This window comes from Rahnella contaminans (assembly GCF_011065485.1).
In the GTDB taxonomy this organism is placed as follows: Bacteria; Pseudomonadota; Gammaproteobacteria; order Enterobacterales; family Enterobacteriaceae; genus Rahnella; species Rahnella contaminans.
Genome location: NZ_JAADJS010000005.1, coordinates 307,619 through 319,347, shown reverse-complemented (window position 1 = coordinate 319,347; position 11,729 = coordinate 307,619). Strand labels below are relative to the sequence as shown.

The following is an 11,729-nucleotide window of genomic DNA, read 5'->3' as shown; positions in this document are numbered from 1 at the left end:
GCAACAGAATTTCTGCTCTGACGCCGCCGGGCCGCAGGGATATTAAAAACCTGCAACCCGTCGTCATCAGGGCGTAAATAAAAAACGCTATTATTTTTTTGCTGCGGCTTCGCGCTGTGCGACTTCGGCGTCCAGCTCGGCGATTTTATCCGCCATGATCTGACGGCAGTGTTCGGACAGTTCGCGCAGACGATCTTTGGTGTAACCGGTGGTATCGATAGGTGGCAGCATTTCCACAATTACCAGTCCGTTAGACCAGCGGTTGAGCTTCACCTTGTTGCTGGTGTTCGACACGCAAATCGGCACGATCGGCACACCGGCGGCGATAGCGGCGTGGAATGCCCCTGTTTTAAACGGCATCAGGCCACGACCCCGGCTGCGGGTACCTTCCGGGAACATCCAGATCGACAGATTTTTTTTCTTAATCTGGGTCACCACCTGAGAAATGGTGCCGTGCGCTTTGGCGCGGTTATCACGGTCAATCAGCAGGTTGCCTGTCAGCCAGTAAAGCTGACCAAAGAACGGGATCCAGGCCAGGCTTTTCTTGCCCACAGTCACCGTTCTTGGCATGACAACGGCTGAGGCCGTCACCATGTCGTAATTATTCTGATGGTTGGCAATGTAAATACAGTTGCCGTTATTCACTGCTTCTGCAGGAATACGTTTTTCAACGCGAAGGCCAAATACCGGTGCCAGGCGGCCAAACAGCTTACCGAAAGTCGACACATGTTTCGGGTTACGCGGGCTGAAAAGACAATAAATACAACCAAAAACAGAGACCAGAATCGAGTAAACCACCACGATAATCAGACGCAAAATAAATAGCATAACATCCTCTTAAAACTACAGCCGAAGCCGGTAAGAAACCTGTGCAGTTTCGCTCCCTGTGAGGTGAACTATTCTCAAGCCTCCTTCAGCAGGGCACAACGGTTTTATTGATACAAATGTAAAATCTTTGCACTGCACAACAGTCTCAGGCCACTGCATTCCCTTAAAAAGAGTTCAGGGCACAAATGTGCCCTGACTGGATAAGGTCAACAGCCGTTCTATTCTTCGCTGTCACCGCCGGAAGCACGGACAGGCGCGTCGACTTCAACGCGATCAACCCGTTGCAGGCCGCGTGGCAGAAGTGTTCCTTTGCGGCCACGTTCTGCACGGAATTTCTGTAACTCTTCCGGACGGATCACCAGTTTGCGTTTACCAACGTGCAGCGTGATGGACGTTTGCGGTGGCAGAACCAGCAGCCAAGCCAGTTTGTCTTCACCACTCGCCGCCTGTGCCGAAGGAATGGAAACAATTTTGTTACCTTTACCTTTCGACAATTGCGGCAAATCAGCCACCGGGAACAGCAGCATACGGCCTGCGGCGGTGAGCGACAGCAGCATGTCATCGTTACCGTTGATTTCAATTGGCGCGAACGCTTTGGCGTTATCCGGCAAAGTAATCATGGCCTTGCCGGCACGGTTACGCGCCACTAAATCACTGAAGGTACAGACGAAACCGTAACCGGCATCGGAGGCCATCAGCAGTTTCTGATCGTCGGAAGCCATCAGAACGTGTTCGATAGTCGCACCCGGCGGTGGCGTGAGTTTACCGGTCAGCGGCTCGCCCTGCCCGCGTGCCGAAGGCAGCGTAGTAGGGTCAAGCGCGTAACTGCGTCCGGTGGAATCCATAAACACCACCGGCTGATTGCTCTTGCCTTTCGCTGCGGCGCGGAAGCTGTCACCCGCTTTGTAGCTCAGGCCGGACGCGTCAATATCGTGGCCTTTAGCGCTGCGCACCCAGCCAGATTCGGAAAGTACAATGGTCACCGGCTCAGACGGCACAAAGTCGTGCTCGCTCATGGCTTTCGCTTCTTCACGCTCGGTGATTGGCGAGCGACGTTCGTCACCAAAGGCTTCGGCATCGGCCTGAATTTCTTTGCGGATCAGCGTGCTGAGTTTGCGTTCTGACGCCAGAAGCGCCTGAAGCTGATCGCGCTCTTTCGCCAGTTCATCCTGCTCGCCGCGAATTTTGGTTTCTTCGAGTTTTGCCAAATGGCGTAATTTCAACTCAAGAATAGCTTCTGCCTGAGTATCCGACAGCTCGAAGCGTTGCATCAGCACCGGTTTAGGCTCGTCTTCAGTACGGATGATGTGAATAACTTCATCGATATTGAGGAACGCCGTCAGCAAACCTTCGAGGATATGCAGACGTTTCAGCACTTTATCGAGACGGTAATTCAGACGACGGCGTACGGTGTCGCGACGATAAACCAGCCATTCGGTCAGAATTTCCAGCAGACCTTTCACCTGCGGACGGTGATCAAGGCCGATCATATTCATGTTGATTCGGTAGCTGCGTTCCAGATCGGTGGTCGCAAAAAGGTGATTCATCACCTGATCCAGGTCGATACGGTTAGAACGCGGGACCACCACCAGACGGGTCGGGTTCTCGTGATCGGATTCGTCACGCAGATCTTCGACCATCGGCAGCTTTTTGGCGCGCATCTGGTTAGCGATTTGCTCCAGCACTTTCGCGCCCGAAACCTGATGCGGTAACGCGGTGATCACCGCACTGCCGTCTTCTTTGTGCCAGACCGCGCGCATGCGCACCGAGCCTTTGCCCGATTCATACATTTTGCGGATTTCATTGCGTGGCGTAATGATTTCGGCTTCGGTCGGGAAATCGGGTCCCTGAACGAATTCCAGCAAATCTTCCAGCGAACTGTTCGGTTTTTCCAGCAGCGCAACCGCAGCAGCAGCGATTTCACGGATGTTATGCGGCGGAATATCCGTCGCCATCCCGACCGCAATGCCGGTGGTGCCATTGAGCAGGATATTCGGCAGACGTGCAGGCAGCATTTTCGGCTCCTGCATGGTGCCGTCAAAGTTCGGCACGTAATCGACCGTTCCCTGCCCTAACTCGCGTAACAGAACGTCGGCGTATTTCGACAGCCGCGATTCGGTATAACGCATCGCCGCGAAGGATTTCGGATCATCCGGCGCGCCCCAGTTCCCTTGCCCGTCAACCAGCGGATAACGGTAAGAGAATGGCTGCGCCATCAGCACCATGGCTTCGTAGCAGGCACTGTCGCCGTGAGGATGGTATTTACCCAGCACGTCACCGACGGTACGTGCAGATTTTTTGAATTTGGCGTTATTGCTCAGGCCCAGCTCGGACATCGCATAAATAATACGGCGCTGTACCGGCTTCAGCCCGTCGCCGATAAACGGCAGCGCGCGGTCCATGATGACGTACATGGAATAGTTGAGATAGGCGTTCTCGGTAAACGTGTGCAGTGCTAAACGCTCTGTTCCGTCATGAGTCATTTCGCTCATTGATGTTTAATCCTCAGACCCGTGGCGTTATCGTTTTGGAAATTTAGGAAGCTTGCACCCGCTGGCGCACCAAGGCGGCTGCCGCAGGGCAATGATGTTCGCGATAGTACATCATCTGCCGCATGGCTGTCACAGTTGCTGTGTTTGTGCGGGGTTTTTAAGCGATTTTCAGAACGCCAGATGGCAAAATCCAACGTTTTTTCTTGTCATTATTGCATCTGAGTCAATAGTCTTGTGCGCAATATCACATTTTTCCTCCCTGCGGAGTTGGGTACACTACGTGATAACAGCCTGAGAGCCAGAATTCAATTTAAGGAAAAGACCATGAGCAACATCCTGATTATCAATGCAGGCAAGACTTTTGCCCACTCTAAAGGTGCCCTGAACAACAGCCTGACCGACGTCGCCAGCAGTTTCCTGCGTGACGCGGGCCACGACGTGCGCGTCACGGTTCTTGAGGAGGGTTATGACGTACAGACCGAAATCGAAAGTTATCTGTGGGCCGATGCCATCATTTATCAGCAGCCAGGCTGGTGGATGGGCATGCCGTGGACGCTGAAAAAATACGTCGATGAAGTCTTCACCGAAGGTCACGGCAAACTGTACGCCAGCGATGGCCGTACCCGTTCTGATGATTCCAAAAAATACGGTTCCGGTGGCCTGTTGCAGGGCAAAAGCTACATGCTTTCTGTCACCTGGAATGCCCCGCTGGAAGCGTTCGAAGATAAAGAGCAGTTCTTCCACGGCGTTGGCGTTGACGGCGTTTATCTCGCACAGCACAAAGCTAACCAGTTTATTGGCCTCGACACGCTGCCGACCTTTATGTGTAACGACGTGATTAAACAGCCTGACGTGGAAGGGGATTTCGCCCGCTACCGCGCTCACCTTGAAAATGTATTCGGTCAGGCCTAAGGTTGAAGGTCACCCGGGAAAGAGGTTTTTATGATCACTGTTATTGCTGAAATCAAAGTAAAACCAGGCCGTCGCGATTCGGTTATGGAAAAAATTACCGCCCTGCTGCCGGACGTTCTGGCAGAAAAAGGTTGTCACCGTTACGAGCCTTACGTTGATTTCAACGGTCAGATCCCGTGGCGAAAAACGGTCCCTGATTCCATCTTTATGCTGGAAGACTGGGAAAGCCTGGCGCATCTCGAAGCGCATCAGCAGGCTGAACATATGGACAAGCACCGCGAAAACATCAAAGCCGACGTGCTGGATGTGGTGATCCATATTATTGAGAAAGCCTGATTGTCTGACGGGCTTTACTAAAAAAATGCCGGAGCTGCAAAGCGCCCGGCATTTTTTATGCGGCAATCTGAAGGGTCAGACGTCCAGTTCGGCGGTGTCGCCTTTTTCCTGCAACCAGTTACGGCGATCTTCAGAACGCTTCTTCGCCAGTAACATATCCATCATGCGCAGCGTCTGATCGATATCGTCTTCATCGATAGTCAGCTGCACCAGACGGCGGGTGTTCGGATCCAGCGTGGTTTCGCGTAACTGCAACGGGTTCATTTCACCCAATCCTTTGAATCGCTGTACGTTAGGCTTGCCTTTCTTACGTTTCAGCTGATCCAGCACGCCTTCTTTTTCCTGCTCATCCAGCGCATAGAACACTTCTTTGCCCAGATCGATTCGGTATAAAGGCGGCATCGCCACATACACATGACCGCCGCGCACCAGCGAACGGAAGTGACGGACAAACAGCGCACACAGCAAGGTAGCGATGTGCAAACCGTCGGAGTCCGCATCCGCAAGGATACAGATTTTGCCGTACCGCAATTGGGTCAGATCTTCGCTGTCCGGATCGATACCGATCGCCACGGAAATATCGTGCACTTCCTGAGAGGCCAGCACTTCATCAGAAGAGACTTCCCATGTGTTCAGGATCTTCCCTTTCAGCGGCATGATCGCCTGATATTCGCGGTCACGCGCTTGCTTGGCAGAACCGCCTGCGGAATCCCCTTCCACCAGGAACAGTTCGGTCATGTTCAGATCTTGCGACGTACAGTCCGCCAGTTTGCCCGGCAGCGCCGGGCCGCTGGTCAGTTTCTTACGCACCACTTTTTTGGCGGCACGCAGACGTCGCTGAGCGCTGGAAATACACAACTCGGCCAACTGTTCTGCGGCCTGTACGTTCTGATTCAGCCACAGGCTGAATGCATCTTTCACCACGCCGGAAACAAAAGCGGCGCACTGACGTGAAGACAGGCGTTCTTTGGTCTGGCCGGCGAATTGCGGATCCTGCATTTTCACCGAAAGCACATACGCGCAGCGCTCCCAGATATCTTCCGCCGACAATTTCACACCACGCGGCAGGATATTGCGGAATTCGCAGAATTCACGCATGGCATCCAGCAGCCCCTGACGCAGACCGTTAACGTGCGTACCGCCCTGCATGGTCGGGATCAGGTTGACGTAGCTTTCCGTCAGCAGTTCACCACCTTCCGGCAGCCACAGCAGCGCCCAGTCAACCGCTTCGGTGTCACCGGCGAACGTGCCGACGAATGCTTTTTCAGGCAGCGTAATCAGGCCGTTCACCGCTTCCATCAGGTAGTCGGTCAGACCGTCTTCATAACACCAGCGTTGTTCGGTGTTATTCACTTTGTCTTTGAAAATGATTTCAGCGCCAGGGCACAAGACGGCTTTTGCTTTCAGCAAATGGCTGAGGCGGCTGACCGAAAAACGCGGGCTGTCGAAGAAACTGCCGTCAGGCCAGAAATGTACGCTGGTACCCGTAGTGCGTTTACCGCAGGTGCCGGTGACATGTAAATCTTCAACTTTGTCGCCGTTTTCAAACGCCATTTCATACACTTCGCCGCCGCGTTTTACCGCCACCTCGACACGTTTGGATAAGGCATTCACCACCGAAATCCCCACGCCGTGCAGGCCGCCGGAGAACTGGTAGTTTTTATTGGAGAATTTACCGCCTGCGTGCAGACGGCAGAAAATCAGCTCAACGGCAGGCACGCCTTCTTCCGGGTGGATATCTACCGGCATGCCGCGGCCATCATCAATGACTTCGAGAGACTGATCTTCGTGGAGGATCACTTCGATACGCTTTGCGTGACCGGCTAATGCCTCATCGACGCTGTTATCTATGACTTCCTGGCCGAGATGGTTTGGCCGGGTGGTATCGGTATACATGCCCGGACGGCGGCGCACCGGTTCAAGTCCGCTGAGGACCTCTATGGAATCCGCGTTATAAGTTGACTGGCTCATCGTTGATTATTCGTGGCTCATAGGTTTGTGGGCTAACGATAAAGTATTTGGGCGGGCGGAAGCACTGGCAGAAAGCAGACGCGAAACATCCGGGGAAAACGTCACCCTGACGATGTTAGTCTGCCGTCAGCTCAAGAAAATCTACAATCGGCGAAAAATAGCGTTCGAAGCCGACAAATGCATGATTTCCTTCAGGTTCGACCGTCTGACGACAAGCAGTGTAATACGCCACAGCCTGACGGTAATCGAGGATTTCATCGCCCGTTTGTTGCAGTAACCAGAGTAAATCCGGCGACTCCAGCGGTTCAATCTGCATGACTTTCAGATCGTAAACGTGGCGTGACTCTAACACATATTGCTGGCCGGTGTAGGGGTTCTCGTTTTGCCCGAGGAAGTCGATCAGCAGTTCATACGGTTTCACAGCGGGGTTAACCACCACCGCGGGCACGGCGAAACATTGCGACAACCAGGTGGCGTAATACCCGCCCAGCGAGGAACCGACAATGCCCAGCTTTTTACCGGCATGACGGATCACTAAGTTTTCTAACTGCTCAGCCGCATCGACCGGATACGGCGGTAATTGCGGAATCACCATATCGATTTCAGGATGGTTCTTCGCCAGCCAGTTTTTGAGCGACGTGGCTTTGGCCGAGTTCGGTGAGCTGTTGAAACCGTGCAGGTAAAGTAAGGTATTCATTCGTACCCGTCCGACTCGGTGTCAGGATGAAACTCGCTGGTTTCCAGACGGAAAACCTGGGTTTCGACACGGCCATCAGGATACAAATCGAGATAACGCCATCCCGGTGCGACGGTATCAATCGTGAAATTAGTGCAATGCGGTTTGAACTGAACGCAGGTAGACGGCGTGGCGTACAGACGACGTCCGTACCAGTCGAGATCCAGCTCCTGATGAATGTGGCCGCACAAAAGCGTGTTCACTTTCGGGTAATTGACCAGAACATTCGCCAGCATGTGCGCGTTACGCAGGCTGTGCTGATCGAGCCAGGTACAGCCAGAAGGCAGCGGATGGTGATGAAGCATCAGCAGGGTAAAGCGATCGGGATACGCATTCAGGCAACGTTCCATCCATTCCAGCTGATACTCGCTCAACTCTCCGTGCGGCACGCCGAAAACCTGCGTATCGAGCAGGATTATCTGCCAGTCGTCACCGAGGAGGACATGTTTGGAGGGGCTGATCCCGGCTTCCTGCAAGGCATTCACCATTGCAGGCTGGAAATCATGGTTACCGGGCAACCAGACACAGGGTGCCGCCAGTTCGCTGATACCACGGGCAAACTGATGGTAGGCTTCCACCGACTGATCCTGAGCCAGATCACCGGTTGCCGCGATGATATCGACTTCGCGCTGCTGTGCTTTTATAGCGTCCAGCACCGCGCGATAGCTGTTAAACGTATTCACGCCCAGCAATGTCTCATCTTCACCGGCAAAAAGATGGGTATCTGTAATCTGTAGAATTCTGACTTTGGCCCCATTCACCAAAGGCAGTTTAAACAGGCTTTCCAAATCGTTTCCTTTGTTGTTGAAGTCTGTCTAACACACCGGAATTGCCATCGCTCCGTGCGCAAGGCAATAACGCAGCCAGTCCGCCAGGAACTGGTTAATTTGATGCTTTTCATCACGCTGATGCAACTTTTTATTAGGGTAATCATAGCGTGCTTTGAAGCGAAAGATCTGCTGACTCGCACACACTTCGGCCACCATGGCGTCGTGATACAGGCGAACCGTCAGTGAAGGCAGGCTCCAGTAACTGACGGCCGGTGCGGTCTGTTTGATTTCCACCAGCGACGTATAGCGCGTCGATTCGAGGATCGTCAGGCAATATGTGGCGCTACTCACCTGATATGTCACTGTTTCACCGGGCTCATCGGTGCGCGGCATCAAACGGCGCAATTGTGCGAAATTGGTTTCGCACAATCTCATCATTTCAGGGAAATCAGGGGTATAGCGCTTAATCATTCGTTGGCCCACTCTTTTCTCAGGGATTCATGGTGTAGCTGCAGCCATTGCAGGGCAATCACTGACGCCGCATTATCTATCGCTCCCTCTTCCACCCAGCGGTAAGCCTGTTCGCGGCTGACCACATGCACCCGGATGTCTTCATTCTCTGCTTCCAGACCGTGAATTCCTTCTGCCGTTGTCGCATCAACTTCGCCGACCATAATAGAAAGACGCTCGCTGGTTCCGCCCGGGCTGGCCAGGTAATTCAGAGCCGGTTTACAGCGTTTTACCACAATGTTCGCTTCTTCAAGTGCTTCACGGCGGGCGACGTCTTCGACTGTCTCGCCCTCTTCAATGATACCGGCGACCATCTCCAGAAGCCATGGGGTATCACTGGAATCAATACATGGGATGCGGATCTGTTCAATCAGCACGACTTCATCGCGCTGCGGATCATAAGGCAGCAGCACCGCTGCATGGCCCCTTTCGAAAACTTCACGCACAACTTCGCCGCTCATTTCCCCATTAAACAGCCGGTGACGAAACCGATATGCAATAATAGAAAAAAAACCTTTATATCGCGTCTCACGTGCAATAATTTCTACATCATCTTTACCGAAACTAACCGGTGAACTTTTGAATGCACACATGGATTGTTTTCCTCTTCCCTCATAAAGGCAATTTATCGTCCTTTGAGGTCAGTTTGATGAAAATGCGTTAATAATAATCAAGGTTGTTTGTGATAGATTTAGGCACATCCAGCGGGGAAGGCACGTTAAGCCAACCTCCCCGCTAGCCTGACTCTGCTAGAATCCGCGTCTATTGGTTTATTTGACTGCGCCACCATACATAACAACATTGCTGCACAACAAGGAATGCAAATGAAGAAACTGCTCCCCCTTCTCATCGGACTCAGCCTGGGCGGCTTCAGTACGATAAGCCAGGCCGAAAACCTGATGCAGGTCTATCAGCAAGCCAGGACGAGTAACCCGGACCTGCGCAAATCCGCTGCTGACCGGGATGCTGCATTCGAAAAAATCAACGAAAGCCGCAGTCCTTTATTACCGCAACTCGGTTTGGGTGCGGATTATGGTTATACCAATGGCTACCGCGATGCGAATGGCGTTAATAGTGATGTTGGCAGCGCCAGCCTGCAATTAACGCAGACCCTTTTTGATATGTCAAAATGGCGCGCACTGACCTTGCAGGAAAAAACTGCCGGTATTCAGGATGTGTCTTACCAGACTGACCAGCAATCTTTAATCCTGAATTCTGCGACGGCTTATTTCAACGTATTGAGTGCGATCGATTCACTCTCTTATACCGAAGCGCAGAAACAGGCTATTTATCGTCAGCTGGATCAAACCACGCAGCGTTTTAATGTTGGCTTGGTGGCTATCACTGACGTGCAAAACGCCCGTTCACAATACGACACCGTATTGGCTAACGAAGTGACTGCCCGCAATAACCTGGATAACGCACTGGAATCTCTGCGTCAGGTGACCGGCATGTACTATCCGCAACTCTCTTCCCTGAACGTGGATAACTTCAACACCACGCGTCCGCAGCCGGTAGCCACCCTGTTGAAAGAAGCAGAAAGCCGCAACCTGAGCTTGCTGTCTGCACGTCTGTCACAGGATCTGGCTCGTGAGCAAATCCGTTATGCGGAAACCGGCCACATGCCTACGGTTGATCTGACCGCGTCTACCGGTATCAGCAATACCAAATACCACGGCGACAAAACTGGCGGTTCTTCCAGCTACCAGGATGCCGATGCAGGCCAGAACAAAATTGGTCTGAGCTTCTCTCTGCCACTGTACAGCGGCGGTTCTGTAACCTCTCAGGTCAAACAAGCTCAGTACAATTTTGTTGGCGCCAGCGAACAACTGGAAAGCGCGCACCGCAGCGTTGTTCAGACCGTACGTTCTTCCTTCAACAACATCTCTGCCTCTATCAGCAGCATCAACGCCTATAAACAAGCCGTTGTTTCTGCTCAGAGTTCTTTAGATGCGATGGAAGCCGGCTATCAGGTGGGTACACGTACTATCGTTGATGTGCTGGATGCGACCACCACGCTGTATAACGCCAAACAACAGCTTTCCAGCGCCCGTTACACGTATCTGATCAACCAGCTGAACATCAAGTCAGCACTGGGTACGCTGAACGAAAGCGATCTGCTGGCACTGAATGGTGCTCTGGGTAAACCTGTGCCAACGGCACCGGATCAGGTTGCACCTGAAACCCCGCAGCAGGACGCCACGGCGGACGGTTATGGCAACAGCACGGCGGCTGCACCGCGTACTGAAAAAGCCAGCGCAACCACCCAAACCCGCACGACGAAGAAAAGCGGCAACCCTTTCCAGAACTAAATCTGGCAGGTTTCTTTTTTCATCGTAAAGACCAGGGCAGCCTGAAAAGGCTGCTTTTTTTTGCCTCCGTCACGCCCCTCTGTAAAGTCTCGTAACAATTGCCTTCGCTGCTTTAACAATCACCCACTTTCCCCTATTCTTAGGCCCTACTGGGAAAGGGCAAAAAAGCCCTACACATGGGATAAGAACGATGAAACGGACACAACACGTTAACCTGGCTACCTTCCGTAAATCATGGCGTAGCTCTCGGATCACACCTGTCGCACTGGCGGTAAGCGCCGTCTTTATGTTGTCTGCCTGTGAGAAAACCGACGAAACGGTTTCCTTGTATCAGAATGCTGACGACTGTACGAAAGCCAATCCGTCCGGCAGCACGCAGTGCGTCGATGCCTACAACGCAGCCAAAACAGAAGCGGCAAAAACGGCACCTAAATACGCCAGCCGTGAAGACTGTATTGCTGAGTTCGGCGAAGGCCAGTGTACTCAGGCTCCCGCGCAGGCTGGTGTCGCTTCAGCCGAAGGCCAGAGCAGTGGCAGCATGTGGATGCCTTTGATGGCAGGTTACATGATGGGCCGGATGATGAGCGGCGGCGCTTACGCGCAGCAGCCTCTTTTCAGCTCTAAAAACCCGGCCAGCCCGGCAAACGGCAAATTCGTCGATGCCACCGGCAAAAACTATGGCCCGGCAACCGCAGGTGGCCGCACCATGAACGTGCCGAAAACCGCCATGGCACCAAAACCGGCAGTCACAAACACCATTACACGCGGTGGCTTCGGCGACAGCGTAGCCAAACAAACCTCAATGCAACGCAGCTCCTCTGCGGCACCTCGCAGCCCTGGCCGCAGCATGGGTGGCTAAGAG

Annotated in this window: 11 protein-coding genes; 4 read left to right on the top strand and 7 right to left on the bottom strand. The window is 53.1% G+C overall.

The genetic code is table 11. The features are described 5' to 3' along the window. Positions 1-90 precede the first annotated feature (90 nt). On the bottom strand, positions 91-828 hold the full coding sequence (locus tag GW579_RS20700; protein ID WP_165061495.1) for a 1-acylglycerol-3-phosphate O-acyltransferase: 738 nt from the start codon (positions 826-828) through the stop codon (positions 91-93). Positions 829-1,046: 218 nt separating this feature from the next. Then, positions 1,047-3,320: a DNA topoisomerase IV subunit A gene (gene parC / locus GW579_RS20695; RefSeq protein ID WP_152324045.1), complete on the bottom strand. Its 2,274-nt coding sequence runs from the start codon at positions 3,318-3,320 to the stop codon at positions 1,047-1,049. A 324-nt stretch (positions 3,321-3,644) separates the two neighbouring features. Here parC and GW579_RS20690 point away from each other — a divergent pair, with 324 nt between their 5' ends. Both GW579_RS20690 and GW579_RS20685 read left to right on the top strand, forming a co-directional pair. Next, positions 3,645-4,232, top strand: coding sequence for an NAD(P)H-dependent oxidoreductase (locus GW579_RS20690; RefSeq protein WP_152324046.1), 588 nt, complete (start codon positions 3,645-3,647; stop codon positions 4,230-4,232). Positions 4,233-4,262: 30 nt separating this feature from the next. Next, positions 4,263-4,568 carry a putative quinol monooxygenase gene (locus tag GW579_RS20685; protein WP_152324047.1) on the top strand — a complete coding sequence of 102 codons (306 nt, stop codon included), beginning with the start codon at positions 4,263-4,265 and terminating at the stop codon, positions 4,566-4,568. A 75-nt stretch (positions 4,569-4,643) separates the two neighbouring features. Here the strand turns inward: GW579_RS20685 and parE are convergent, their stop codons facing one another. From parE to nudF, 5 genes are all read right to left on the bottom strand, one after another. Beyond that, a complete protein-coding gene (gene parE, locus GW579_RS20680) occupies positions 4,644-6,539 on the bottom strand; it encodes a DNA topoisomerase IV subunit B (protein ID WP_152324048.1) in 1,896 nt (631 codons plus the stop codon). Between the two features lie 115 nt (positions 6,540-6,654). Then, entirely contained in the window at positions 6,655-7,236 is a 582-nt protein-coding gene (gene yqiA, locus GW579_RS20675; protein WP_152324049.1) for an esterase YqiA, read from the bottom strand. Beyond that, complete coding sequence (gene cpdA / locus GW579_RS20670; RefSeq protein WP_165061493.1) at positions 7,233-8,063, bottom strand: 3',5'-cyclic-AMP phosphodiesterase; 831 nt, start codon at positions 8,061-8,063, stop codon at positions 7,233-7,235. Before cpdA ends, yqiA begins: the two co-directional genes overlap by 4 nt. A gap of 27 nt (positions 8,064-8,090) precedes the next feature. Then, complete coding sequence (locus GW579_RS20665) at positions 8,091-8,516, bottom strand: DUF1249 family protein (RefSeq protein WP_095923552.1); 426 nt, start codon at positions 8,514-8,516, stop codon at positions 8,091-8,093. After that, on the bottom strand, positions 8,513-9,148 hold the full coding sequence (nudF, locus tag GW579_RS20660) for an ADP-ribose diphosphatase (protein WP_152324051.1): 636 nt from the start codon (positions 9,146-9,148) through the stop codon (positions 8,513-8,515). The genes GW579_RS20665 and nudF overlap by 4 nt, the downstream gene beginning before the upstream one ends. Positions 9,149-9,379: 231 nt before the next feature. On the opposite strand from nudF, the gene tolC reads away from it, so the two are divergent. Together tolC and GW579_RS20650 are read left to right on the top strand one after the other, a co-directional pair. Next, positions 9,380-10,867, top strand: coding sequence for an outer membrane channel protein TolC (gene tolC, locus GW579_RS20655; RefSeq protein WP_165061491.1), 1,488 nt, complete (start codon positions 9,380-9,382; stop codon positions 10,865-10,867). Positions 10,868-11,057: 190 nt separating this feature from the next. Further along, positions 11,058-11,726: a DUF1190 family protein gene (locus tag GW579_RS20650; protein ID WP_165061489.1), complete on the top strand. Its 669-nt coding sequence runs from the start codon at positions 11,058-11,060 to the stop codon at positions 11,724-11,726. The last annotated feature ends 3 nt before the right edge of the window (positions 11,727-11,729 follow it).